We start from the raw sequence: 24,886 nt of genomic DNA, 5'->3' as shown, positions 1-24,886 counted from the left end.
GCAAGAACCGATCCCGATCAGTAGATACGCCGCTGGGGGGAGGAGGTTTCCACGATATCGCGAGAGTGCAACTGCCCAGATATCTGGAGAAGTTTCCGCATGGTTGAGAATGCATTTTATCCGATTGAGGAAAAGTGGCGAAGTAGAGTCCTGATTGATCAATTCGACAAAGTTTCGACGATTTTGTTGTTATTTAAAGGGATGTTTGCGTGGTTTTTCTTGGATGTTCTCTGGATTGTATTTGCGTGTTTTGCGGCTGCCTGATAGAGAATATGTGAGAGAATCTAGAGTGAAAAAAGTACGTTTGTTTTATCGATATTCTGACAGTCGTTGTGCGCTTGATGACTCCTTTGTGAAGAAGGGCAGAAAGTGACAGGTGTGTTGGTCCCGTTTTATTGGCAGCATTGGTTCGCCGAGTTTTCATGGAAGCTAAAAATGCTTGCTTTGTTCTCTTTTGAACCACCCGTGGGTCAGGTAAATGGTGCATGGGGAAGGTTTTTATGAAGGGCTCCGGGGCCGTTGTCAGTGCTCGTTTCTCAACACAATAGACAAATATTTCGCCTATCTTTTTTTATGCAAATATTTTAGAAAGGAAGACGAGATGCCGGTGTTGGCGTAAACATTCCTATTCGTCGTGGCAATGGGTGATTTAAGATAGACGTTATCAATTTTGTTCGTTCACGACCGATGTTATATCTTATGTTTGAGGTGATTAATATGAATCCATATTCGACACTTCCAGACCGTGCCTTCTGGAAAAAAGCTGTATCCGAAAAGTCGATTTTTGACATATCCAATTTGTGGTCTCCAAAGTTCAAGATCACAAAGGATAGTAGGGTGGTTACCTTCGGTTCCTGCTTTGCGCAACATATTGGAAATGCTCTTGATAGCCGAGGGTTTAACTGGGTCTCGACAGAAACTCCACCCAAGGGGCTCTCGCAGGAAAATGCAAAAAAATACAATTACAATATTTTTTCGGCCAGAACCGGGAATATATACACCACCTCATTGTTGAAGCAGTGGGTAGAGTGGGCAACAGGGATAAAAGAGCCGCCTGAGGAGATTTGGGAAAAGAACGGACGGTTCTATGATCCCTTTCGCCCCGTGGTGGAACCAGAGGGTTTCTGTAGTAAAGAAGAGTTAATGCTCTCTCGAGAGGAGACAATAAAAGCGTTTAGGGAATGCATCTTCTCATCAGACTTCTTTGTCTTCACCTTAGGGTTGACTGAAAGCTGGTTCAATTCGGAATACGGCTACGAGTATCCGATGTGTCCCGGGACTTCAGCAGGGACCTACCTGAAAGGTATCCATGCGTTCAAGAATCAGATGTATCCCTCTGTGATGAATGATCTGCGAGATGCCATAGAAATAATGCGTCATGAGAATCCTGAGTTACGCTTTATATTGACAGTTTCCCCTGTTCCTTTGGTAGCGACAAACTCCAGGAACAACGTGATCGTCGCTACAATGGAATCCAAGTCAGTGTTGCGTGCCGTGGCTGGGCAGATTTCTAGAGGTTGTAATTATGTGGATTATTTTCCTTCGTATGAAATAATCAACAGCCCGGTTTTCAAGGGGGTGTTTTTCGAACCCAATCAACGAAGTGTTAACCCCCACGGTGTCGATTTTGTGATGAATCATTTTTTTTCTTCTCTGAGGACAAAGTTTGGCGCTGAGATTTTCGGAAAACAAAACAAGAGGGTAGGTAGCGTAAAGAAAATGAATGATCTGGTTTGCGAAGAAGAGATCTTCGACGCCTTTGGAGGTAAGGAATGAAGAAGAATATTTGTGTGCTGGGCAATAGCCACGTTGGTGCTTTGAAAAGAGCCTGGGACCTGATGCCAGAGTGGCATCAAGAATATAATCTTGTCTTCTTTACCGCTAGAAGTAATGGCTTGGGTGGACTGATTCTCATCGATAACAAACTGGTTCCAAAAACAGATAGATTAAAGAGGACCATCACCTATACATCGGGTGGCAAGAGTGAGATTGATATCGTTGAATATGATCTATTCTTGATTTACGGACTTCAGATGGAAGTTTTTTTTGTCGAACCTGGCAAATTTTTTTCATCAGCAGTAATAAAGCAAACCGTGCTGGATAGTGTCAAGGGTACGACGTCCTGGAAGATCATGGAAATGATCAGGAGCGTGACCAACAAAAAGATATATGTTGGACATAATCCCCTGCCTATTCAGAAGAAAGGTGATGATAGAAGTTATCCTCCGGAAAGCTACCTGTCCGGAATAAATTTGATGAACGATGAAGTGTATGATAAATGCAATGCCGAGTTGATCGCTCAGCCTGCTGATACCATCGTCAACGGATGTTTTACGGAGCGGGAGCTCTCGAAGGGAAGTAAAAGATTGCCTGTAGGGGATGCCATGGATGAGGAAGCGCATCCAGACCATGATATCAGGCATATGAACGAAGAGTTCGGGAAAAAGTGGCTATCCTGCTTTTTAAGTAGAGATTGACAAAGGGTTGTCCTGGCGGATGTGTGTTATTCGGAGCTGGAGAACGCTCTTTGTAGAGCAAAGCGTTACCACCAGACAGCGGCAAACAGATGAATCATGGATCACGCCACTATGCTTGACGTGTTGTAGTCCGCTGGGATTCCCCCTCCGGATGATGCAAAAGGAGGGGGAGGACACAACGCTGTGCCACGGCACCGGCTCAGTCGACGGGCTTCTCGCCGGAGACTTCCGGCGCCGATTCCGTGCCGTGCTCACGAAAGGACTGCACCGGCATCTCGCGGGGGATTTCCCGTGGCGGCTCGGCCGGGGTCGCCGGCGGCGGTGGTGCCTCGGCGACGCGAAGCTCGCCTACCACCGCCGGGGGGCGGGTCTCGCTCGGGACCAGCAACAGGCCGGCGCGCCTCAGGGCCCGGCCGATGCTCAGGCTGGAGCTCCAGCGGACCAGCGGAGCGGCCATCACCAGGCCGAGCCACACCGGCGTCAGCCAGATGAAGAAGCTCGGGGTGAAGGCCCAGGTCACCAGCGCCCACAAGGCGCCGATCAGTGACCATAGCCAGGTGTGGCGAAAGGCTTCCTTCCAGGGCAGGGCGCGGCCCTCGCGGGACTGTGGATCCCAGGCCACGGTGCGGCCGCTCAGTACCTGAATCACGAAACGACTGTGGAACACCATCATCAGCGGCGCGATGAGCATGGCAAACAGCGTCTCGAGCAGCATGCTGGCGACGAGCCGGGCCCGTCCGCCATAGGCCTGCGGGTTCTGGATCAGCCCCAGCACCAGCCCCAGTACCTTGGGCATCAGCAGCATGCCCAGGGTACCGATCAGCAGCGGCATGATCAGGTTGGGTGGGGCGATCGGCCAGTCGGGAAACAGCTGCGAACTCGAGGTGAAGAAGTTGGTCGGCACCAGCGCCCGGATCAGGGCGTCGATGGTGCTGATCACCAGGATCGCCAGCCACACCAGCGACGACAGGTAGGCGAGGGCACCGAAGAAGAAGTGCAGACGGCTGAGCACGTGCAGTCCGCGCCCGCCGAGCAGGCGCATATGCTGCAGGTTGCCCTGGACCCAGCGCCGGTCGCGTTTGGCGTAGTCGAGGATATGACTCGGCATCTCTTCGAAGCTGCCGCCCAGGTCGGTGCGCATGCGCACCTGCCAGCCGGCACGGCGCAGCAGCGCCGCCTCGACGAAGTCGTGGCTCAGGATATCGCCACCCAGCGGTGGCTTGCCGGGCAGCTCCGGCAGGCCACAGGCATCGGTGAAGGCGTCCACGCGAATGATGGCGTTGTGGCCGAAGTAGTTGGCCGCGGTGGCGTGCCAGAAGCTCAGACCGCTGGCCAGCATCGGCGAGTAGAGTGCAGCAGCGAACTGGTTGGCGCGGCCAAACAGGCTGTCCTGGCGCACTGGAATCGGCACCGTCTGCAACAGGCCAAGGCGCGGGTTGGCCATCATCTCGTCGATCAGCTCGATGACGGTGGTGCCGCTCATCAGGCTGTCGGCGTCGATCACCAGCATGTAGTCGTAGTGGCTGCCCCAGCGGGTGCAGAAGTCGCCCAGGTTGCCTGCCTTGCGCCCGACGTTACTGTCACGGTGGCGGTAGTGCAGTTGGCAGTGGCCTTCCAGGCGCTTCTGGAGCTCGGCCATGGCGGCCTTTTCCTCGGCCACCACCTCGTCGTCGGTGCTGTCGCTGAGCACGAAGGCTTCCACCTCGATGCCTTGCGGCAGGTCATCCAGATCCTTGCAGGTGGCCTCGAGTCCGGCGGCGACTCGCAGCACGTCCTCGTTGTGGATCGGCATCACCAGGGCGGTGCGGGAGTGGGAGCCTTCGGGCCGCATGGGATAGGAATGGCGCGGCTTCAGGCTCAGCGGGTCACGCCCGGTCAGGTTGAGCACGAAGCCGATCAGCGCGCTCCAGAAGGCCATGGTGATCCAGCCGAAGGTGATCGCGAACAGGCCGATGATCGCCATCTCGAGCGGACTGATGCCCTCCACGTAGAGGATCCTGAACATGGTCCAGACCCCCAGCGCCGTGGTGGCGGCAATGGCCAGGCCGACGCCAAGACGTCGCAGGCGTGGCCAGGGTACCTCGGGAGTATGAGCGTTCATCAGGGGCTCCAGATGCTGTTCCAGGTTTCGCTCAGGCGCTCGCCACGAAGCATGAGAGTCAGGCGGATATCAGCGGGCTGGTCGCCGTCGGGCAGCAGCGTGAAGCTGGCGCGCCAGGTGTCGTTGTCGGGCAGCGGTGTGACCTTGGCCTCGGCGGTCTCGCCGCTGGAGGTGGTCAGGGTCATCTCGACCGGTTGGCTGGCATCGAGTCCCTCGAGCTCACCGCCGCGGAAGTCGATGATGAACTGGCGCAGGCGCTCGTCGGGGGGATCGCTCTGTCCCGGCACACCGCCCCAGCCCTGGCGCGAACGCACCACACGAGCCAGCGGCTCGGCCGTGGGGGTGTCGCCGAAGGTCCAGGTACGATAGCGATAGGTGCGGGAGTCGCCGGCCATCAGCGGGGTGGCGGGCACCCAGTAGGCGGTGATGTTGTCGTGGGCCTCGCTGTCGGTGGGGATCTCCACCAGCTCGACGTGGCCTTCACCCCACTCGCCCTGGGGTTCGACCCACTGACTGGGGCGACGCTCGTAGCGGGCCTCCATGTCCAGATAGGCGTTGAAGTGCTGGGGCCGCTGGACCAGGCCATAGCCCTTGGGCGAGGTGTCCTGCAGCCCGGAGATCTGGAGGCTTTCGGGGTTTTCCAGCACGCGCCAGGTCCACTCGCCGGTGCTGGTGGCCATCAGCAGGCCGCTGGAGTCATGTACCCGGATGCGGTAGTCGTCCTCCTGGCGGCGATCCATCTCGCCATGCAGGAACATGCTGGTCAGCGGTGCGACGCCGAGCTTCTCGACGTCTTCCCGGGCAAACAAGCGTGCCTCGGTGTCGACCTGGGTGCGCTTGCCCGGGGCGATGTCGAAGCGGTAGGCGCCGGCCAGAGACGGGCTGTCCAGCAGCGCCAGCACGGTCATGTGGGTATCGCCGGGCTGCGGCTTGACCAGCCAGTATTCGCGAAAGGCGGGAAACTCCTCGCCCTGGGGCAGGGCGGTGTCGATGGCCAGGCCACGGGCCGACAGGCCGTAGCCCTGGTCGCGGCCGACCAGGCGGAAGTAGGACGCGCCCAGAAATACCGCGAACTCATCCTTGTAGTCGGCGCGGTTGAGCGGGTAGTGCAGGCGAAAGCCGGCATAGCCGAGCCCACTCAGGTCGAGCTCGGCGAGGTCGGCGGCATCGTCGTCGTAGCGAAAGCGCTCAGGCTCGAAGGGCAGCGAGTGTACCTCGCCATCCTCCAGCAGGTGGATATCCACCGGCTGGTCATACAGAAAGCCTGGGTGGAAGAGCTCCACCTCGAAATCGCCATCATCCTTCCACAGTGCCCGCTCATCGCGGTAGCGAATCTGTCGGTAGCGATCGTAGTCCATCTCGGTGAGGGCCTCGGGCAGCTCGGCCGAGGCCTCTTCATAGGGGGACGCGGCCAGTTCCTTGGCCCGGTTCGTGACCTGTTCGAACAGCGCGCCGGTCTCGACGGCCATGGCCGGCGTCGTCAATGCGGCGCTGGTGATGACGCCGACGAAGGCGAGCGCCAGGTTGCGCGAGCCAGGTCGCCGCCGTGCAAGGGTGTGTCGTGCTCGAGATATTGCCGTGTCCAAGTGCGCTCTCCTTGCGAGCGGACGAACGCCCGGTGGCTCGGGGTCGCCCGCTGGGGGTGTAGGGGATCCTTCTGCCGTTCACATCGATGGCATCTTCTATGCGACCTTCTATGCCACTTTCTATGCCAGATCGAGCCAGCCTTTAATCTAGCCTATTGGCCGAGACAAAAGTTGCAATAGATGTCATCGGAGTGCATTTGAGGGTTTGTGCTAATTCGGGTTCCGTGTCGCCGATTAGCGACGGTGTCGGGGTGGGCAGGTTACTGAGCGGTAACGTTCAGGTGGCCAAGAGCGAACGACTGGGAGTCCAGGAAGGGAGGTTGCATGTTTGGGGGAAGAGTCTTGCCGCGCCTACCATAGCCAGCTGGATGGCCTGGGCGGCGGCAGGCGCTGGTGCAGGGCACGCCAGCCGACGATGCAGCGGATCACGAACCAGGCGGTGACCAGCAGTGGGGGCAGTGCCAGGCCGATGATCAGCACCGACAGTACCACCGCGGCGACCATGTAGAGCAGGCCGATCCAGAAGGTGCTGATCAGAAACTGGTAGTGGGCACGCAGCCAGGGGGCGGCGTCGGTGCGATAGACGTAGGCGACGACCAGCGCGATCAACAGTGTCACGAATCCGCTCACCAGCCCTGCCAGGTAGAGCAGATAGAGGACGTGGCCGACGCGAGTCTCCGGCGGCGGTGACACCGACGCTGTCGTCACTTCATGTTCCTCGAGCTGTAGAGGCGGTAACGGCGGAAGTCGGGATCGCCACGTTGTTCTTCCAGGGTCTTGGTGTAGCGCTTGTATTCCCACTGGTACTGGGCCGGGTCGAGTGCGATCACCGCCTCGATGCTGGCATTGACCCCGCTGCAGGAGATGGTCTCGTCTTCATCGTAGACGCGCTCGTCGGCGGCCAGGAAGTACAGCGCGAAGCCCCGCCCGGGACGGCGCAGAGCGACGCCGGTCACGACCCTTGCATTGGTGCGCGACACCAGCTTGGGCAACAGGGTGGCAGTGTAGGCGGGGCGCTCGAAGAAGGGCGCGAAAACGCCGCTGCCCCAGCTGGGTTCCTGATCGGGCAGGATGCCGACGGCCTCGGATCGCTTGAGCGCCTTGAGCAGCGCCGCCACGCCTCGGGGGTTGGTCGGCACCAGGCTGGCGCCGCAGCGCTCGCGCCCGGCGCGGATGATCGGGTCCAGCGGTGCCAGCTTGGGCGGCTCGTACATGGCGGTGAAGGGGAAGTGGCTCGACAGCCAGAAGTTCAGCACCTCCCAGTTGCCGAAGTGAGGCGCCAGGATGATCACGCCCTTGCCCTCGGCGCGGGCATCATCCAGCAGTTCGCGGCCATGTACCTCGACGATGCTGTCGGCCACTCGGTCGGGGTCGCCCTGCCAGGCAAAGCCGAGTTCCAGCATGGTGGCGGTGGAATGCTTGAGGCTTTCGCGCCCCAGGGTGGCGCGACGGGCCTCGGTAAGGTCGGGATAGACCACTTCCAGGTTGAGCCTGGTCACCGCGCGTTCGCGCTTGAGCAGGGGGTAGGCCACATTGACCAGGGCGACGCTGAGTCGCCACAGGGTCGTCGGTGACAGTCGTGACAGTATCCGCCACAGGCGTGATATCGCGGTAGCCTGGAGTCGCTGTTGCCAGGGGACGTTCATATCAGATCAACCAACTTTCCACATTGTCCGGAGCGCGCTTTTCCTGCAGTGCCTTGAAGCCTTTGACGCAGCGCACGATCAACCACACCGCCAGGGCCAGCAGCAGCGGCAGGCCGATCACGATCAAGGTCAGGATCGAGGCCACGATGCCGTAGAGCAGGCCTATCCAGAAGGTACGGATCTGGTAGCGATAGTGCTCGTCTAGCCACTCGGGGCCCTTGCCACGGTAGACGTAGGCGATGATCACCCCGATCACCGCGGTGAAGCCGGTGACCAGGTTGGCCAGCAGCAGCGCGTAGCCCACCAGCGACATGGTGGTGTCGGCGGGGGGCGTGTCGCCAGGTGAGGGAGGCTCGACAGTGGGTCGTTGAGGCGTAAGGTCGTGTTGGCTCATCCATGGTCCCTTGGGTGCATGTCATACGGCCCCGTTATCATACCCAGCCTGTGCCGCATTGCCATGACAGGCGAAGCGACCCGCAGGGACGACCGACGTTACTCCTGTTTGAGCGGACGGCTGATCTCCAGCAGGTTGCCGTCCGGGTCGCGAAGATACAGCGACTCGATCTTGCCGGTGGCACCCTGACGTTCCACGGGGCCCAGTTCCACCTCGACCGACAGGGCATCGAGGTGAGCCTTCACCTCAGCCAGCGGCAGATGGCTCTTGAAACAGACGTCGAGGCTGCCTGGGGTAGGGGTGGCGGCCCTGGGGGTCACGTCGGTGGCGGTCCAGTGCAGGCGCAGGGCCAGCTCGCCGAGCATCAGGTCGACCCGCTCGGTATCGCGATAGCGGACGTCCAGGCCCAGAACGCGGGTGTAGAAGTCCACGGCGCGGGAAATATCGGTCACGGTGATGACCAGGTGATCTAGACCTGACAGCATGCCTCTCTCCACAAATGATCCAAGTCCCAGAGAATACGACGATGCCAAGCTGTCCGCTATGCGCAAACCCGACGACGCACCACTTTCATGCGGACGGGCGCCGCGACTATTTTCGCTGTTCGGTATGTGACCTGGTGGCGGTGCCTCCCGAGCAGCGACTGGGACCGCAGGCCGAGAAGGCGGTCTACGATCAGCACGACAACCGCCCGGATGATCCCGGCTACCGTCGTTTTCTGGGTCGCCTGTTTGATCCCCTGAGCGAGCGTCTGTCGCCGGGTGCCGAGGGGCTCGATTTCGGTGCGGGGCCCGGTCCGACGCTGTCGCTGATGTTCGAGGAGGCGGGGTTTGCCACTCGGATCCATGATCCCTACTACCATCCCGCGCCGGAGAACCTGAAGCGGTATTACGATTTCATCACCGCCACCGAGGTGGTCGAGCACCTGTTCGCGCCCGGCCCGGTGCTGTTTGCGCTGGCGCGACAACTGCGACCCGGTGGCTGGCTGGGGCTGATGACCAAGCGCACGCCGGAGGACTTTGCCCGCTGGCACTATATTCGTGATCCCACCCATGTGGTGTTCTTCAGCGAGACGAGCTTTCGCTGGTTGGCCGAGGCACTTGGCATGAGTGTCGACTTCCCCGCGGCCGATGTGGTTCTGATGCGCCGTGACACGAGTCACTGAGGCCGGATTTATGCTTGACCAACAATGCGTTACAGATGCATGGGTGACGCCCTTCGAAAGACATTGACAGGCGCGAAAAGGGGGGTATATTCGCCGCCCAAGAGTCGTCGATACGCACCGCGACGGACGGACTCGAAACATCAACACCCACCCGCCGCCGCCGTCCGCGTCGTCCGCATCGCTGGAGCCCGACTCCTCATGTCTCCCCAACTCCTGGCCATGGCCCTGCCCCCCGTTCTGGGGCTATTCATTCTGGGCATCGGCAACGGTTTTCTGTCTTCGCTTATCACCCTGCGCCTGGACGCCGCCGGTGAATCGCCGGTGGTCATCGGCTGGGTCTCCGGCGCCTACTTCATCGGTCTTGGCCTGGGTGCCCTGTTCAACGACCGGCTGCTGCTCGCCATCGGCCATATTCGTGCCTACGGCAGCTTCGCCTCGCTGGTGGCGGTGACGGTGTTGCTGCAGGGGCTGATCCTGGATCCGGTGGCCTGGTTCGGCCTGCGTCTGATCGGTGGCTGGGCCACGGTCGGGGTCTTCCTGGTGATCGAGAGCTGGCTGCTGGCCTCCGGAGACTCCAAGGTGCGCGGGCGTCTGCTGGCGCTGTACATGATCGCCCTGTACGGCTCAGGTGTGCTCGGTCAGCTGCTTTTGGGCATCACCCAGAATATGGGCGAAACGGCCCCCTTCATGGTCATCGGTGCCCTGGCCTCGCTGTCGGTGCTGCCGATGGCGATGATTCCGCGGGTCACGCCACTGCTCGACAAGGTCGAGCCGCTGTCGCCGCTGCGCCTGATGATCCTCACCCCCACCGGGGTGGTGGGGGCCTTCGGTTCCGGCATGCTGGCGGCTGCGGTGTACGCCCTGATGCCGCTGTATCTGCAGCGTACCGGCTTTGATCTGGCCGAGGTCGGCCAGCTGATGGCGATAACGGTACTCGGCGCCATGCTGCTGCAGTATCCGGTGGGCCGCTGGTCGGATCGTCACGACCGTCAGCTGGTGCTGATCCTGATCGGTCTGTTCTGCCTGGCCATCTCGCTGGCGGTGCTGCTGCTGCCGTTGCCGAGCTGGGGGCTGGCCGCGCTGCTGTTCCTGCTGGGCGGTGGCGTCTTCTCGTTGTATCCGGTATCGGTCAGCCACTCGGCGGACCGTGCCCCCGCCGGCGCCCTGGTGCCCATGAGTCAGGGGCTTTTGCTGATCAGCGCGCTTGGCTCCTCGGTCAGTCCGCCTCTGGTCAGCCCGGTAATGGCGGCGCTTGGCGATACCGCCCTGTTCATGGCCTTCGGCGCCCTCGGTGGCGCCCTGGTGCTGTTCTTCGCCTGGCGTCGCCTGGTGCGTCCGGCGCCGGTGCCGGTGGTGCCGTTCTCCCCGGCGACGCCGTTGTCGTCGGTGGGTGCGGAATTCGTGGTCACCGACGAGTGGGTGGCGGGCGCCAAGGAGCACGAGCATATGGAAGACCTGTCCGACGTGGTGCCGGACGTGGACGTGGCCGAGCCCATGGTGGGGCCGCCAGCGGAGGAAGGTCAGTACGTGCCTTATTTCGATGAAGACGGCTACCACGATGGCGTGCTCGAGGTGAACCACCACGAGTCTGATGAAGACGTCGCCGCTATCGAGCCAACGCCCGTCGAACCCGGCTGGGAGCAGGAGTCGCCGTCGGCGGCTGAGCCGGGCGAGGCACCCAAGGGCTGATCAACGTGGCCGGCGAACTTGTCCCTTTGGGTCGCCGTGGGCGGCCCAGACCTGGCAAGAGGCGCCGGCCTGAGCGGTCAACATGTGGCAGACAGTGGGCCTCAGTTCGGTCCGAACAGCAGCTTGAACAGCGCACGACGTACCGCGGGTGTCGCCTGCTGGCGGGCGTAGGCCAGCAGCACGTCGTGATGGTTGGGGCGACGGGCGTTCTGTACCAGGATCTGACGAGCTTGCTGTAGCTGGGTGGCCGACATGACAGTCCCTCCGGAGCATCGGGTGCCCACCATGGGCACTTGAGTCCCACAGTAGTCGCGGTCCTGGCTCGCTCCTTACGATGCCTGGTTGTGCTGCAGCGGCCTATTTCCTTCCCACGTCGAAGACAGATGGTTTTTCTCAAGTGGTATCTGAGCTGCCACCTCCGCTGCTATCTCATCCGCTATCTGCGGCCTCATCGAGCTGCGCCCGCCAGGCCATGATGCGAGCGAAACGCTCTTCCTGGCCATGATCGGTGGGGCGGTAGAAGCGCTCGGTCGGCACTGCCTCGGGCCAGCAATCGTGGGCCGACCCCGCCGGGTAGCCGTTGGGCTCGGCGTGGGCGTAGCGGTAGCCGTCGCCGTGGCCCAGGGAAGCCATCAGCTTGGTTGGTGCGTTGCGCAGGTAGGTCGGTACCTCCAGGCTCGGCTGGGCCGCGACAAAGGTCTGGGCCTTCTTCCAGGCCTGGTCGATGGCGTTGCTCTTGGGCGCCACCGCCAGGTGGATGGCGGCGTGGGCGATGGCGCGCTGGCCTTCGTAGTCGCCCAGACGCAGGTAGGCATCCCAGGCCGACATGACCAGTGGCAGGCAACGCGGGTCGGCGTTGCCGACGTCCTCCGAGGCGATGGCCGCCAGGCGACGGATGACGTCCAGCGGATCGCCACCGCCCTGGATAAAGCGGGCCATGTACAGAAGGGCGGCGTCGGGGCGCGATGAGCGTACCGACTTGTGCAGCGCCGACAGCAGGTCGTAGTAGTGATCGCCCTGCTTGTCGAAGGCGCTGGCGGTGTGGCCGATGACGTCCTCGAGCGCCTCGCGGGGCAGACGCTCTGCACCGCCTTCCGCCTGGGTGAAGTCGCAGGCGGTCTCCAGAAGGCCCAGGGCGCGCCGGGCGTCGCCGGCCGAGGCGCGCGCCAGTATCGCCAGCACCTCGTCGTCGACGCGGATGTCGCGGTGACCAAGGCCGCGCTCGGGGTCGGCCAGGGCGCGGCGCATGACCTCGATCAGCGCGGCCTCGTCCAGCGCCTTGAGCACATGGACACGGGCCCGGGACAACAGCGCCGAATTGACCTCGAAGGAGGGGTTCTCGGTGGTGGCGCCGATCAGCGTCAAGAGCCCCGACTCGACGTGGGGCAGAAGGGCGTCCTGCTGACTCTTGTTGAGGCGGTGGATCTCGTCGAGAAACAGTACCGTGGTCTGCCCCTGGCCCTGGGCCACCCGGGCGCGCTCCACCACCTCGCGAATGTCCTTGACCCCGGCCATGACCGCCGACAAGCGCTCCAGCCGTGCGCTGGAGGCGCTGGCAAGGATGTCGGCCAGGGTGGTCTTGCCGACGCCGGGTGGCCCCCACAGGATCATCGAGCGTACCTGGCCGGCTTCTACCATGCGCCGCAATGGTTTGCCTGGCCCCACCAGCGACGGCTGGCCCACGTAGTCGTCCAGGGACCTCGGGCGCATGCGCCAGGCCAGGGGCGCGGCGTCTTCCTGGTGGGCCTGTTCGAACATGTCCATCGACGACTCCTGAGAAGAATGAATTGAGCGCCAGACGTCAACGCTCAGGCGGTGTGTAGGAAATCAACCCTTCTTAATGTGGCAATTTTCGTCGGGCAAAAACTCGATTATGCGTCTAGGGTGATACATTCCGGTTCCCGCACGATCCGGAACCTGACCCGAGAAGGCCAGTCTAAGCTAGGGTGCCTTCAGCTCATGCTGACCACAGGAGGTTTCCGTCATGCCCATGCTAAAGCAACTGCGACGGGATCATGCCAACATGGCGCGCATACTGCACGTCCTGCAACTCAAGCAAAAGACCCTCGCGCAGGGAGAGCGGCCCAACTTCCAGCTCGTCAGGGAGGTGGTTGACTATATTCTCGACTACATGGCGGGTTTCACCCTGCCCCTGGAGCAGATCTGTACCGACCGTCTCAAGGAGCTGGCCCCCGAAAGCGAGGCAGTGGCCGAGCAGCTGTCCGGCGACTACCGCAAGCTCAAGGCCCGGCTGACGCGCCTGTCCCGTGACATCGACATGATCCTGATGGATGTCGCCATCCCCATGGACCAGTTTGCCGATGACCTCAAGCAGTACCTGGACAGCCACCGTGCTTACCTTCGCCAAGAGCGTGAGGAACTGTTTCCGCTGATCAGCGAGCACTTCTCGGACGAAGATCTCGATCGCCTGGCCCACGCCCTGCCGGAGAACGCCACCGCCGAACTTGAGCGACTCCAGGCGGCCTACCCTGAACTCTATGCCGAGCTACGCGAGGAGCCGGTACCCGCCTGATCGGTTTTTCCCTTGTTTTCCCCTTGCTTCTCGAGCGCCACGTCGTCGGCCCGAACTCCGGTTCGGGCCGCATGACGTCTGCGCTCACCTCGGCGCGCTGGCGTATCCGTGAGCGCCCTTGCTGCGCTTATGCAGGTCCGCCAATGTCGGGTAGAATGGCGCCCATGTTGATTCAGGCGCCGTTTCCCTTGCTCAGCCTCTTGCCCCTCCTCCTTCCCCGTATCCGGTCGGTCTCGATGGCGGCCCGATCCGATCGTGGGGGATATCTCCCCGCCGTCCGGCAGTGGCGGTGGGCATGGGCTTTGCCCGTCAGGGAGGAGGCTTGATGGCCGGGCCTGTGCTGGTGTTCGACTCCGGCGTGGGCGGGCTTTCCGTGGTGGCGGCGCTCAGACGCCATCTGCCCGATACGGCGCTTGCCTACTGCTGCGACAACGCCATGCTGCCCTACGGTACGCGGCCGGACCCTTGGTTGGTCGAGCGGATCGTCGCGGTGTGCGAGGCGGCGGTGAATCGTACCGGTGCCGATACCCTGGTGGTGGCCTGCAATACCGCCAGCACCCTGGCACTGGAGGCCTTGCGCGAGCGCCTGGACGTGCCGGTGGTGGGCACGGTGCCGGCGATCAAGCCGGCCGCCCAGGCCAGTCGCAGTGGGCATCTGGCACTGCTGGCCACCAGCGCAACGGTCGCCCGGCCCTACACCCAGCGGCTGATCGACAGCTATGCGCCGCACTGCCAGGTCGAGAAGGTGGCCGCCGACGCGCTGGTGGCCGAGGCGGAGCGCGCCATCCAGGGGCACGCTATCGATCCTGCGGTGGTTCGCCAGGCGCTGGCAGCGCTTGTGGAGGATGCCCGTATCGATACGGTGGTGCTGGGCTGTACCCACTTTCCCTTGCTGCGTCGCTGGCTCGACGAGGCCATGCCGCGGGCCGTCACCTGGGTAGACTCCGGCGACGCCATTGCCCGACGGACGGCCCAGGTGGCGGTGGGCCCGGACGCCCGACAGGGCCTCGATGCGGCCTGGGTCACGAGTCTATTGCGGGATTCGTCAGGTGCGACGGACGCCTCGGAAAGGCTGACGCGAGGGCTTGCGTCCTTCGGCTTTGCGGCCCCTTGTCTGCTGGACGTGCCCAGCGCTTGACCCATCTCTTGTACACCGTTCGGCACCGGCGCTGACCACGCCGTCATCGCCCACGTCATTTGTTTATTGTTCATCGTTTTTCCAGGAGTTTCCGTGGCCATACCCGTCGTTGAACCCGAACGCTATGCCGAACAGCTCGCCGCCAAGCGTGATCGCCTGGTCGAGCAGTTTGCGCGGTTTTCTCCGCCCGAACTCGAGGTGTATCCGTCACCGCCGAGCCACTACCGGCAACGCTGCGAGTTTCGCGTCTGGCACGAGGGCGACGATCTCTACTATGTGATGTTCGAGGTCAATCCCGAGGACCCCGACGACAAGCGACTGGTACGCATGGACCAGTTCGCGGTGGCCAGCGAACGCATCAATGCCTTGATGCCGGCGCTGCTCGACGCCATCCGTGACAACCCGGTGATGCGGCGCAAGCTGTTTCAGGTGGAGTTTCTGACCACCCTGGCGGGTGAGACGTTGATCAGCCTGATCTACCACCGCCCGCTGGAAGAAGACTGGGAGCGGGATGCCCGGGAACTCGAGCGCGAGCTTGGGGTGATGATCATCGGCCGCTCACGCAAGCAGCGGCTGGTGCTGACCCGTGATCACGTGTGGGAACGTCTCGAGGTGGACGGACAGGTACTGCACTACCAGCAGGTGGAAAACAGCTTTACCCAGCCCAATGCGCGCATCTGCGCCTCCATGCTGTCCTGGGCACGGGAGGTGACCGCGGGCAGCCAGCAGCAGGACCTGGTCGAGCTCTACTGCGGCAACGGCAACTTCACCATCGCCCTGGCAGAGAATTTTCGCCGGGTTCTGGCCACCGAGATCTCGCGCACCTCGGTGGCCAGCGCCAGGGTCAATCTCGAGGCCAACGCGGTGACCAATGCCTTTGTCGCGCGGATGTCTGCCGAAGACTTCTCTTCTGCGCTCAAAGGGGAGAAAACAGGCCGGCGAGTGGACGAGATGTGCCTGGGTGACTATGACTTCTCCACAGTGCTGGTAGACCCACCGCGGGCCGGTCTGGACGCCGACAGCTGTGATCAACTGAGTGAATACCCGCGTATCGTCTATATTTCATGCAATCCGGACACCCTGGCCGTCAATCTCGAACAGCTCACCAGGACGCACCGCATCGTTCGTTTCGCTCTGTTTGACCAGTTCCCCTTCACCCATCACTGTGAGTGCGGGGTCTTGCTGGAACGGCGCTTCTGAGGCGCCAACGAGCCTAACGCAAGCGTGCTGTCAAGGGGGGATGCGTAACCGTCATGCTCCATGAGAAGGCGGGCATCTGGATGGGGGTGGGGTGGGGATTGGCGTAAGCTTGCCGAATGCGCCGGGAGCGCCGGATGCGTAGCGCCGCGCAGCACGCTCGTCACTACCTTTACACAGGCCACAGTGAAGTGGCCGCCGCCAACCGAGGTGAGGATGTTACACGTCGCACAGGATGACAGTCGCGAGGATCTGCTCAAGCAACTCGAGGAAAAGCTGGAAGGACGCCTCGATCAGGAAAAGGCCGGTCTGGTGGGTGACTTCGCTCGCCATTTCTACTCCACGGTGCCGCTGGAGGATCTCAGCGAGCGGCGCCTGGATGATCTGTACGGCGCCACCCTGTCGGTGTGGCACTTCCTGCAGCAGTTCGATCCGGCCTCACCCAAGGTCAAGGTCATGAACCCTGACTTCGAGGAGCACGGCTGGCAGTCGACCCACACCTTTGTCGCGGTGCTGCACGAAGACATGCCGTTTCTGGTCGACTCGGTGCGCATCGAGCTCAACCGTCGTGGCATGACCGTCCACGCCATCCACAATTCGGTCCTGTCGGTCGCTCGTGACAAGCAGCACCGGGTCGAGCGTGTGTCGTCTCCGGGTGAAAAGGACGCCCCCGAGCATCGTGAGTCGCTGATCGCCATCGAGGTGGATCGTCACTCCGACCCCGAGGAGCTGTCGGCCATCGAGCAGAGCATCCACGAGGTGCTGAAGGAAGTGCGCACGGCGGTGGCGGACTTCGATCCGATGCGCGCGCGCATCCGCGAGACCATCGACGAGCTCAAGAATTGCTGCCCGGGCCCGATCGACAAGGCCGATCACGACGAGGCGGTGGCCTTCCTCGAATGGATGCTGGAAGACAACTTCACCTTCCTCGGTTATGACGAGTTCACCGTCGACAAGGACAACGGTGGCCAGAGCCTCAATCAGGTCGACGGCAGCGAGCTCGGTCTGTTCCGTCTGTCCGATGCCCAGTATCGCCAGCGTATCCGCACCGACCAGGGGGTCGAGGGCGATCGCTACGTGCTGGTGCCGCAGCTTCTGTCATTCGCCAAGAGTGCCTTCCACGCCCGCGTCCACCGTCCCACCTATCCGGATTACGTGACTATCGATCGCTATGACGACAAGGGCAACGTCATCGGCGAGCGTCGCTTCCTGGGGCTGTTCACCGCTGGGGTCTACAACGACTCGCCGCGTCATATTCCGATCCTGAGGCGCAAGCTCAAGACGGTGATGGATATCGCCGGCTTCAACCCCAAGGGCCACAACGGCAAGCAGCTGACCCAGATCCTCGAGGTCTATCCCCGCGACGACCTGTTCCAGATCGACACAGACGAGCTGGCCCAGACGGCGCTGGGTATCCTCGATATCCGTGAACGTCGCCGGGTGCGGCTGTTCATCCGCGAGGATCGCTTCGGTCGCTTCTATTCGTGCCTGGTATTCGTGCCGCGCGACGTGTTCTCGACCGAGCTTCGTCTGCGTCTGCAGAACCTGCTGTGCGAGGAACTCGACGCCACCTTCGGCGACTTCAACACCTACCTGTCCGAATCGGTGCTGGCGCGGATCCAGTTCATCCTGCGCTTCAACGGCGACACGCCGACCGACTACGACATCAAGGCGCTGGAAGAGAAGCTGGCGCGGCTCGCCCGCAACTGGCGCGATGATCTGCTTAATGCCGCCATCGAAGGCTTCGGCGAGGAACACGCCAACCAGCTGCTGGATCGCTTCCGCGACGCCTTCCAGGCCAGCTACCAGGAAGACTTCAGTGCCCGCACCGCGGTCTACGACCTGCAGCACATCGGCGAGCTGGACAACGGCAAGCCGCTGGCGCTGTCGCTGTACCGACTGATCGAGGAAGAGGGCAGCGGCGTCAACCTCAAGCTGTTCCACAAGCGCAAGCCGATTCCGCTGTCCGACGTGCTGCCGATGATGGAAAACCTGGGGCTCAGGGTCATCGGTGAACGCCCCTACGAGGTCGAGGCGGTGGACGAGAGCTACTGGATCCACGACTTCGATCTGGAGCATCACACCGACACCGAGGTCAACCTGCAGGAGATGCGCAAGCCGTTCATCGAGGCCTTCCAGCGCATCTGGGCCGGCGAGGCGGACAACGACCGCTTCAACCGTCTGATCATCGGCGCCAACCTCGACTGGCGTGAAGTGGCGATGCTGCGCTCCTACGCGCGTTATCTGAAGCAGATCCGCTTCGGCATCTCCCAGAACTTCATCGCCAATGCACTGGTGGCCCACCCGCAGATCACCCGCGAGCTGGTGACCCTGTTCGAGCTGCGCTTCGATCCCGAGGATCGTCCCGCCGAGGGTGAGATCGAGGCCTGCGTCGAGCGCATCAATGGCCTGCTCGACGACGTCGCCAGCCTCAACGACGACCGGCTGCTGCGTCGTTACGTGGAGCTGATCCAGGCGACCCTGCGCACCAACTACTATCAGAAGACCGAAGACGGCGGCTTCAAGGACTACCTGTCGTTCAAGCTGGAACCGTCCAAGGTCACCGGCATGCCCAAGCCGCGCCCGATGTTCGAGATCTTCGTCTGCTCGCCGCGGGTCGAGGGTGTTCACCTGCGCGGTGGCAAGGTCGCCCGTGGCGGCCTGCGCTGGTCGGATCGCCACGAGGACTTCCGTACCGAGGTGCTCGGGCTGGTCAAGGCGCAGCAGGTCAAGAACTCGGTGATCGTGCCGGTGGGGGCCAAGGGCGGCTTCGTGTGCAAGCGCATGCCGGAAGGTGCCGATCGCGAGACCACCCAGAAGGAAGGCATCGCCTGCTACCAGACCTTCATCCGCGCGCTGCTGGACGTGACCGACAATCTGGTCGGTGGCGAGGTCGTCGAGCCGAAGAACGTGGTACGCCACGACGAGGCGGACCCCTACCTGGTGGTGGCGGCCGACAAGGGCACCGCCACCTTCTCCGACATCGCCAACGAGATTTCCATCGAGTATGGCCACTGGCTGGGTGACGCCTTTGCTTCCGGCGGCGCCAACGGCTACGACCACAAGAAGATGGGCATCACCGCCAAGGGCGCCTGGGAGTCGGTCAAACGTCACTTCCGTGGCCTCGGCATCAATACCCAGTCCGACGAGTTCAGCGTGGTCGGTATCGGTGACATGGCCGGTGACGTCTTCGGCAACGGCATGCTGCTGTCCGAGACCATTCGCCTGGTCGGTGCCTTCAACCATATGCACATCTTCGTCGATCCGACGCCGGATGCGGCCAGCACCTTCAAGGAGCGCAAGCGCCTGTTCGAGATGCCGCGCTCCAGCTGGGAAGACTATGACACCTCGTTGATCTCCGAAGGCGGCGGTGTCTTCTCCCGTGCGGCCAAGTCGATCAAGATCACGCCGCAGATGAAGGAGGTCTTCGGCATCAGCGAAGACAAGCTGCCGCCCAATGAGCTGATCCAGGCGATGCTGCGCTCGAAGGTCGACCTGATCTGGAACGGCGGCATCGGCACCTACGTCAAGGCCAGCACCGAGACCGACGCCGAGGTCGGCGACAAGGCCAACGACGTGCTGCGCATCGACGGCAAGGAACTGAACTGCCGAGTGGTAGGCGAGGGCGGCAACCTTGGCCTGACCCAGCGCGGGCGCATGGAGGCGGCGGCGCGTGGTGTGCGCGTCAACACCGACTTCATCGACAACGCTGGCGGGGTCAACTGCTCCGACCATGAGGTCAACATCAAGATCCTGATCGATGAGGTGGTGGCCAACGGTGACATGACCGACAAGCAGCGCAATCAGCTGCTGGCGGACATGACCGAGGAAGTCAGCGAGCTGGTGCTGACCGACAACTATCGTCAGACCCTGGCGCTGGATCTGTCCGAGCGGCTGTCCCACCAGGGGATCGGGCCCTATCGCCGCTTTATCAGCGAACTGGAAGCGGCCGGTCAGATCGATCGCGAACTCGAGTTCCTGCCCTCCGACGAGGAGCTCCAGGAGCGTTCCGCCAATGACCAGGGCATGGTGTTGCCGGAGCTGTCGGTGCTGATCTCCTACGCCAAGAGCACGCTCAAGGGCGACCTGATCGCCTCCGACGTGCCCGACGACGAGATCATCGCCCAGCACGCCACCCGGGCCTTCCCCCAGAGCCTGGTGGAGCGCTACCGCGACCAGGTCCTGAGCCACCGCCTGAAGCGCGAAATCGTGGCGACCCAGCTGGCCAACGATCTGGTCGACCACATGGGCATCGTGTTCACCCGCCGGCTGATCGACTCCACCGGCATGGGGCGTGCGGACATCGCGCGGGCCTACGTCATCGCCCGTGACAGCTTCCAGCTGCCCAAGCTGTGGGAGCAGATCGAAGCGCTCGACAATCAGGTCTCGACCGATATCCAGTACGGAATGATGCTCGACCTGATGCGCATGATTCGCCGCGCTTCACGCTGGTTCCTGCGCCATCGTTCGGGCCAGGCTGCCGGTGACTGCATCGAGTACTACCAGCCGCGTATTGCCCAGCTGCAGGAGAATATCGGCAAGCGTCTGCGTGGCGAGGAACTCGAGGCCTGGCAGGCCCGCCGTGACGAACTCGTCGACGCCGGGGTGCCCGAGGCGCTGGCCTCCACCGTGGCCGCGGCCGATAGCCTGTACGCGGCGCTGGGCATCATCCAGACCGCCCGCCAGGTCAACGAGAAGCCGCAGAAGGTGGCCGAGGTCTGCTACGAGATCGGCGCCCGTCTGGAGCTGCCGTGGATGATCCAGCAGGTTACCGCCTTGCCGGTGAAGGATAGCTGGCAGGCCCAGGCGCGGGAGACCTTCCGCGACGACATCGAGCGTCAGCAGATGGCGTTGACCGCCAGCGTGATGAAGATGGAGAGCGGCGCCCGCGATACCGCCGGACGTGTCGATCAGTGGCTCAAGCACCACGAGTCCATGCACAAGCGCTGGTGCCGCCTGATCAACGAGGTCGACAGTGGCGCCCAGGGCGGCTTCCCGCTGTTTGCCGTGGCGGTGCGTGAGCTGGTGGATCTGGCCGAGAGCAACAGCGAGGTCTAGACCCCGGGTCAGTGAGTCGACCACTAGAGGACGCCCACGGGCGTCCTCGTCGTAGCCAACACCGATCGAGTGAATCCGTGACGTTGGTTCACACAAGGTGGCGGTTCACACCAGGTGGCGGTTCACACAATGCAAGAAGGGCGCCCCTGGGGGCGCCCTTCTTGCGTCTGGCCTTCGTAGGCCTTGTCGGCAACCAACGGACCGAGGCTTAGCGGCAGCTGATGCTCCAGATCGCCTTGAAGCCTTCGCTATCGTCGTTCAGCGCCGCCAGGTTGGTGTCTTCGTTGACGGTGCCGCCTTCGACCATGGCCTCGGCGCGCTCACGCTTTTCCGGGCTGGTGTTGGGGCCAAGCACCTGTTGCTCTTCGATGATGAATTCGTCGCGATCCTGGGCCTCGCACTGCTCCAGTGCGCGCTCCTTGGCCTCTTCCAGGGCTTCCTGGCGATCGTCGCCGAGCCCGGTGACGATGTAGTCGGTGCTCTCTTTCTCCATCGAGGCGCTGTCGCTGGCGCAGCCGGCAAGGCCGAGGGCGGCAATGGCGCCGAGGGCAAGCATCATGGGGCGAGTCTTGATCATCATGCGGTCTCTCCTTTTCCGTCTCGGGGATCCCTGTTTCCAGCAGGGATGGGCGCTTGTCACCCGCGCCTTGCTGACCATGCTAACGAATCAGCACAGCAGCACAAGAGTAGCGTGCCGGCGACGGGGGGTGTCGCAGACAGGAGACGGCAGGCAAGGGATGGCAAACAAGAGTCGGCAAACAAGAGCCGGTAGATAAGTGACAGCAGATGAGGGGCGCACGAAGCAGTCGGTAGACAAGAGCCGGTAGATAGGCGACAGCAGACGAGGGGCGTACCAAGCGGGAGGCAGGAATCGGTAGATAGGCGACGAGGTGGCGGGACCACCGATCGGCCATCAGTGCCCGTGGGGCAGTGATGGCCGGTCGATGAATCCGCTCAGCGAAGCGCTACAGCAGGAAGATCGTCGCCAGGCCGAGGAAGGACATGAAGCCGATCACGTCGGTGACGGTGGTCAGAATGACCGAGCCGGACAGCGCTGGATCGATGTTCATGCGCTTGAGCACGAGGGGAATCACGATGCCGCAGACCCCGGCGGCCAGCATGTTGATGACCAGGGCGGCGGCGATGATCACGCCGATCGCCACGCTCTTGAACCAGAGCACCGCCAGCACCGCCACCACCAGTGCCCAGACGATACCGTTGAGCAGGGCAATGCCGACCTCCTTGCGCAGCAGCCAGTTGCTGTTGGTCTTGCTGATCTGGCCAAGGGCGAGGCCGCGAATGGCCAGGGTCAGGGTCTGGCTGCCGGCGATGCCGCCCATGCTGGCGACGATCGGCATCAGTACCGCCAGCGCCACCACCTTCTCCAGGGCATCCTCGAACTGACCGATGACCCAGGCGGCGAGAAAGGCGGTCAGCAGGTTGATGCCGAGCCATACCGCACGACGCTTGGCGCTGGGCAAAACCGGCGCGAACAGGTCTTCCTCCTCGTCGAGGCCGGCCATGTTCATTAGCGCCTGTTCGGAGTTCTCCTGGATGACGTCGACGATATCGTCGATGACGATACGGCCGATCAACATGCCGTCGTTGTCCACCACCGGGGCCGACGTCAGGTCGTGGGTCTGGAACAGGGTGGCCACGTCGCGGGACTTCATGTCGCCCTGGATGACGTCGACGTCGGCGTCCATCAGCTCCGCCACCGAGGTCTCCTGATCATGGGAAACCAGCCGGGCCAGCGGCAGCACGCCGACGAAGTGGCCGATGCGGTCCACCACCATCAGGTTGTCGGTGTTGTCCGGGATCGACTCCTTCCAGCGCAGGAAGCGTTGCACTGTCTCGAGGGTGACGTCGGAGCGCACCCCGATGGCGTCGGTGCGCATCAGGCGCCCGGCGCTGTCTTCCTCGAACGACAGGGTCTCCTGCAGACGAGTGCGCTGCATCTCGTCCATGGTGCGCAGCATGTCCTCGGCCACCTGCTTGGGCAGGTCCTCGAACAGCTCTGCCAGGTCGGCGGTGTCCAGGCTTGCCGTGGCGGCGACGATCTCCTCGGGGTCCATGTCCTCGAGCAGGGTGCTGCGCACCTCGTCATGGACGTGCAGCAGGACCTCGCCGTCGTCCTCCGCCGGTACCTGTTCCCATAGCCTGATGCGCTCGCTCAGCGGCAGCGATTCGAGCAGCAGGGCGACCTCGGCGGGTTCGAGATCCTCCAGGGCCTCGGAGACCTCCTGGGGGTTCTCGTCTTCCAGGGCCAGGTGGATGCGCGACAGCTGGCTTTCAAACGTCTCGGTCACTTCTGTCATGGGCCCTCCCGGCATATGTCGCTGACTGACAAGACAACGATCGTGTCCTACGTTGATGGAGTTAGTAGAACACAACTATTTACAAAGAAAAGGAGTGGCGAATGGCTGGATCGAGCGAGGGCTACCACGAACCGGTGGAAGAGTTGACGGCGCAGACCCGGGATTACCATCGCGCCATCGTGTCGTTGATGGAGGAACTGGAGGCAGTCGACTGGTACAACCAGCGAGTTGACGCCTGTCAGGACGAAGATCTACGCAAGATCCTCGAACATAACCGTGATGAGGAAAAGGAGCACGCGGCCATGACCCTGGAGTGGCTGCGCCGCAAGGATCCCGCCATGGACAAGTATCTACGCGAGTTTCTGTTTACCGAAGGGGACATTGGACACTGACGACCTGGGATGAAAGCCCGTTTGGGCAAAACGGCTGAGGTCTGATTCAGGAAGTCGTCGTGGCGTCGCGGCTGCGCTATACTCGCGCCCGGCCGCGCGCCCTCGTCCTTTTTCGCCTCGGAGACGCCATGTACGATCTCGCCCGCTCCCTGTTGTTTCGCCTGGATCCCGAACGGGCCCACGGCCTGTCCTTGACGTCGCTGGACTGGGCGGCGCGCGTGAAGGCGACGCGGTTGCTGGCAGGTGCCCGCGTGGACGATCCGGTCAACGTGATGGGCTTGAGCTTCCCCAACCGTATCGGCCTGGCGGCGGGGCTCGACAAGAACGCCGATCACCTCGACGCCCTGGGGGCGCTGGGCTTCGGCTTCGTCGAGGTCGGCACCGTGACCCCCAGGGCCCAGTCCGGCAACCCCAAGCCCCGGCTGTTCCGCCTGCCCGAGCGTGGCGCCATCATCAATCGCATGGGGTTCAACAACCTCGGCGTGGATCACCTGGTGGAGCAGGTAAAGGCCAGCCGCTACCGCGGGGTGATCGGCATCAATATCGGCAAGAACCTGACCACCTCGGTGGAGGACGCCGGTGACGACTACCTTTACTGCCTGGAGCGGGTTCACGCTCACGCCGACTACGTGGCGGTCAATATCTCGTCACCGAATACTCCGGGGCTACGCAACCTGCAGTTCGGCGACCACCTCGATGAGTTGCTCGGACGCCTGCGCTCGACAGGCACTCGCCTCGATGAACAGAGTGGGCGTCGTGTGCCGCTGGCGGTAAAGATCGCCCCGGACATGGACGAGGAAGAGGTCGTTCTGGTGGCGCGGGCGCTGGCGGACAATGGCATCGACGCGGTGATCGCCACCAACACCACGGTATCCCGTGAAGCGGTGCAAGGGCTTGCGCACGCCGATGAGCAGGGCGGACTGTCGGGTTGCCCGGTGTTCGATGCCTCCAACCTTGTGATCGAGCGGCTGCGCCAGGCGTTGCCCGACATGCCGATCATCGGCGTCGGCGGCGTCGACAGTGGCCAGGCGGCGGTGGCCAAGCGTCAGGCAGGGGCGGATCTGGTGCAGGTGTATTCGGGCTTTATCTACCGCGGACCGGGGCTGGTCCGGGAGTGCGCCAGGGCGCTGGCGTCGGCGCGCTGAAAGGGCGGGCAGCAAAAAGCCCATGGCGTCTTTTGCCATGGGCTTGG

At 62.5% G+C, this 24,886-nt stretch carries 20 protein-coding genes; 10 read left to right on the top strand and 10 right to left on the bottom strand.

What is annotated here, in order from left to right; translation table 11 throughout:
* Positions 1-717: 717 nt before the first annotated feature.
* Entirely contained in the window at positions 718-1,776 is a 1,059-nt protein-coding gene (locus tag KUV74_RS00790) for a GSCFA domain-containing protein (protein ID WP_222515398.1), read from the top strand.
* Positions 1,773-2,477 carry a hypothetical protein gene (locus tag KUV74_RS00785; protein WP_213228474.1) on the top strand — a complete coding sequence of 235 codons (705 nt, stop codon included), beginning with the start codon at positions 1,773-1,775 and terminating at the stop codon, positions 2,475-2,477. The genes KUV74_RS00790 and KUV74_RS00785 overlap by 4 nt, the downstream gene beginning before the upstream one ends.
* Positions 2,478-2,676: 199 nt before the next feature.
* On the opposite strand, the gene mdoH is transcribed toward KUV74_RS00785, so the two are convergent.
* The 6 genes from mdoH to KUV74_RS00755 all read right to left on the bottom strand — a co-directional run bounded on the left by mdoH (position 2,677) and on the right by KUV74_RS00755 (position 8,689).
* Positions 2,677-4,578, bottom strand: coding sequence for a glucans biosynthesis glucosyltransferase MdoH (mdoH, locus tag KUV74_RS00780; protein ID WP_222515397.1), 1,902 nt, complete (start codon positions 4,576-4,578; stop codon positions 2,677-2,679).
* Positions 4,578-6,164, bottom strand: a complete 1,587-nt coding sequence (locus KUV74_RS00775) for a glucan biosynthesis protein (RefSeq protein WP_261394993.1) — start codon at positions 6,162-6,164, stop codon at positions 4,578-4,580. The genes mdoH and KUV74_RS00775 overlap by 1 nt, the downstream gene beginning before the upstream one ends.
* Before the next feature lie 351 nt (positions 6,165-6,515).
* On the bottom strand, positions 6,516-6,872 hold the full coding sequence (locus tag KUV74_RS00770) for a DUF4870 family protein (protein ID WP_231498501.1): 357 nt from the start codon (positions 6,870-6,872) through the stop codon (positions 6,516-6,518).
* The gene (locus tag KUV74_RS00765) at positions 6,869-7,810 is read right to left on the bottom strand and encodes a lysophospholipid acyltransferase family protein (RefSeq protein ID WP_045994905.1); all 942 of its coding nucleotides are present in this window, start codon (positions 7,808-7,810) and stop codon (positions 6,869-6,871) included. Before KUV74_RS00765 ends, KUV74_RS00770 begins: the two co-directional genes overlap by 4 nt.
* 1 nt (position 7,811) lies before the next feature.
* Positions 7,812-8,204 carry a DUF4870 family protein gene (locus KUV74_RS00760; protein WP_045994904.1) on the bottom strand — a complete coding sequence of 131 codons (393 nt, stop codon included), beginning with the start codon at positions 8,202-8,204 and terminating at the stop codon, positions 7,812-7,814.
* Between the two features lie 98 nt (positions 8,205-8,302).
* Complete coding sequence (locus KUV74_RS00755) at positions 8,303-8,689, bottom strand: VOC family protein (RefSeq protein WP_108131577.1); 387 nt, start codon at positions 8,687-8,689, stop codon at positions 8,303-8,305.
* Between the two features lie 41 nt (positions 8,690-8,730).
* Between KUV74_RS00755 and KUV74_RS00750 the strand changes: the two genes are divergently transcribed.
* Together KUV74_RS00750 and KUV74_RS00745 are read left to right on the top strand one after the other, a co-directional pair.
* Positions 8,731-9,369, top strand: a complete 639-nt coding sequence (locus KUV74_RS00750; RefSeq protein ID WP_108131578.1) for a class I SAM-dependent methyltransferase — start codon at positions 8,731-8,733, stop codon at positions 9,367-9,369.
* Between the two features lie 198 nt (positions 9,370-9,567).
* Positions 9,568-11,058, top strand: coding sequence for an MFS transporter (locus KUV74_RS00745; RefSeq protein ID WP_222515396.1), 1,491 nt, complete (start codon positions 9,568-9,570; stop codon positions 11,056-11,058).
* A 101-nt stretch (positions 11,059-11,159) separates the two neighbouring features.
* Here the strand turns inward: KUV74_RS00745 and KUV74_RS00740 are convergent, their stop codons facing one another.
* Positions 11,160-11,312: a hypothetical protein gene (locus KUV74_RS00740; RefSeq protein WP_222515395.1), complete on the bottom strand. Its 153-nt coding sequence runs from the start codon at positions 11,310-11,312 to the stop codon at positions 11,160-11,162.
* A 175-nt stretch (positions 11,313-11,487) separates the two neighbouring features.
* Entirely contained in the window at positions 11,488-12,822 is a 1,335-nt protein-coding gene (locus tag KUV74_RS00735; protein WP_222515394.1) for a replication-associated recombination protein A, read from the bottom strand.
* A 226-nt stretch (positions 12,823-13,048) separates the two neighbouring features.
* Between KUV74_RS00735 and KUV74_RS00730 the strand changes: the two genes are divergently transcribed.
* From KUV74_RS00730 to KUV74_RS00715, 4 genes are all read left to right on the top strand, one after another.
* Positions 13,049-13,591 carry a hemerythrin domain-containing protein gene (locus KUV74_RS00730; RefSeq protein WP_045994910.1) on the top strand — a complete coding sequence of 181 codons (543 nt, stop codon included), beginning with the start codon at positions 13,049-13,051 and terminating at the stop codon, positions 13,589-13,591.
* 325 nt (positions 13,592-13,916) lie between these two features.
* Complete coding sequence (gene murI / locus KUV74_RS00725; protein ID WP_045994899.1) at positions 13,917-14,729, top strand: glutamate racemase; 813 nt, start codon at positions 13,917-13,919, stop codon at positions 14,727-14,729.
* Between the two features lie 93 nt (positions 14,730-14,822).
* The gene (trmA, locus tag KUV74_RS00720; protein ID WP_222515393.1) at positions 14,823-15,929 is read left to right on the top strand and encodes a tRNA (uridine(54)-C5)-methyltransferase TrmA; all 1,107 of its coding nucleotides are present in this window, start codon (positions 14,823-14,825) and stop codon (positions 15,927-15,929) included.
* Positions 15,930-16,142: 213 nt separating this feature from the next.
* On the top strand, positions 16,143-20,984 hold the full coding sequence (locus KUV74_RS00715) for an NAD-glutamate dehydrogenase (protein WP_045994897.1): 4,842 nt from the start codon (positions 16,143-16,145) through the stop codon (positions 20,982-20,984).
* Positions 20,985-21,192: 208 nt separating this feature from the next.
* On the opposite strand, the gene KUV74_RS00710 is transcribed toward KUV74_RS00715, so the two are convergent.
* Together KUV74_RS00710 and mgtE are read right to left on the bottom strand one after the other, a co-directional pair.
* Positions 21,193-21,564: a hypothetical protein gene (locus KUV74_RS00710; protein ID WP_222515392.1), complete on the bottom strand. Its 372-nt coding sequence runs from the start codon at positions 21,562-21,564 to the stop codon at positions 21,193-21,195.
* A 385-nt stretch (positions 21,565-21,949) separates the two neighbouring features.
* Entirely contained in the window at positions 21,950-23,302 is a 1,353-nt protein-coding gene (gene mgtE, locus KUV74_RS00705; RefSeq protein WP_045994895.1) for a magnesium transporter, read from the bottom strand.
* A gap of 101 nt (positions 23,303-23,403) precedes the next feature.
* Between mgtE and KUV74_RS00700 the strand changes: the two genes are divergently transcribed.
* A complete protein-coding gene (locus KUV74_RS00700; protein WP_045994894.1) occupies positions 23,404-23,694 on the top strand; it encodes an encapsulin-associated ferritin-like protein in 291 nt (96 codons plus the stop codon).
* 128 nt (positions 23,695-23,822) lie between these two features.
* Positions 23,823-24,839, top strand: a complete 1,017-nt coding sequence (locus KUV74_RS00695; protein ID WP_045994909.1) for a quinone-dependent dihydroorotate dehydrogenase — start codon at positions 23,823-23,825, stop codon at positions 24,837-24,839.
* Positions 24,840-24,886 lie beyond the last annotated feature (47 nt).

This window comes from Halomonas sp. DP1Y21-3, assembly GCF_019801245.1.
Classification (GTDB): domain Bacteria; phylum Pseudomonadota; class Gammaproteobacteria; order Pseudomonadales; family Halomonadaceae; genus Halomonas; species Halomonas litopenaei.
Note: the sequence above shows the minus strand (reverse complement) of the source record. Positions and strands in the feature narration are given on the sequence as shown.

What these genes read in the sequence shown, in the direction of transcription:
- mdoH (WP_222515397.1), bottom strand. Translation starts at nt 4,578, where the DNA reads ATGAACGCTCATACTCCCGAGGTACCCTGGCCACGCCTGCGACGTCTT.
- KUV74_RS00735 (WP_222515394.1), bottom strand. Translation starts at nt 12,822, where the DNA reads ATGGACATGTTCGAACAGGCCCACCAGGAAGACGCCGCGCCCCTGGCC.
- KUV74_RS00730 (WP_045994910.1), top strand. Translation starts at nt 13,049, where the DNA reads ATGCTAAAGCAACTGCGACGGGATCATGCCAACATGGCGCGCATACTG.
- KUV74_RS00790 (WP_222515398.1), top strand. Translation starts at nt 718, where the DNA reads ATGAATCCATATTCGACACTTCCAGACCGTGCCTTCTGGAAAAAAGCT.
- KUV74_RS00710 (WP_222515392.1), bottom strand. Translation starts at nt 21,564, where the DNA reads ATGATGATCAAGACTCGCCCCATGATGCTTGCCCTCGGCGCCATTGCC.
- KUV74_RS00750 (WP_108131578.1), top strand. Translation starts at nt 8,731, where the DNA reads ATGCCAAGCTGTCCGCTATGCGCAAACCCGACGACGCACCACTTTCAT.
- KUV74_RS00695 (WP_045994909.1), top strand. Translation starts at nt 23,823, where the DNA reads ATGTACGATCTCGCCCGCTCCCTGTTGTTTCGCCTGGATCCCGAACGG.
- KUV74_RS00745 (WP_222515396.1), top strand. Translation starts at nt 9,568, where the DNA reads ATGTCTCCCCAACTCCTGGCCATGGCCCTGCCCCCCGTTCTGGGGCTA.
- KUV74_RS00740 (WP_222515395.1), bottom strand. Translation starts at nt 11,312, where the DNA reads ATGTCGGCCACCCAGCTACAGCAAGCTCGTCAGATCCTGGTACAGAAC.
- KUV74_RS00785 (WP_213228474.1), top strand. Translation starts at nt 1,773, where the DNA reads ATGAAGAAGAATATTTGTGTGCTGGGCAATAGCCACGTTGGTGCTTTG.
- murI (WP_045994899.1), top strand. Translation starts at nt 13,917, where the DNA reads ATGGCCGGGCCTGTGCTGGTGTTCGACTCCGGCGTGGGCGGGCTTTCC.
- KUV74_RS00755 (WP_108131577.1), bottom strand. Translation starts at nt 8,689, where the DNA reads ATGCTGTCAGGTCTAGATCACCTGGTCATCACCGTGACCGATATTTCC.
- KUV74_RS00765 (WP_045994905.1), bottom strand. Translation starts at nt 7,810, where the DNA reads ATGAACGTCCCCTGGCAACAGCGACTCCAGGCTACCGCGATATCACGC.
- mgtE (WP_045994895.1), bottom strand. Translation starts at nt 23,302, where the DNA reads ATGACAGAAGTGACCGAGACGTTTGAAAGCCAGCTGTCGCGCATCCAC.
- KUV74_RS00760 (WP_045994904.1), bottom strand. Translation starts at nt 8,204, where the DNA reads ATGAGCCAACACGACCTTACGCCTCAACGACCCACTGTCGAGCCTCCC.
- KUV74_RS00715 (WP_045994897.1), top strand. Translation starts at nt 16,143, where the DNA reads ATGTTACACGTCGCACAGGATGACAGTCGCGAGGATCTGCTCAAGCAA.
- KUV74_RS00700 (WP_045994894.1), top strand. Translation starts at nt 23,404, where the DNA reads ATGGCTGGATCGAGCGAGGGCTACCACGAACCGGTGGAAGAGTTGACG.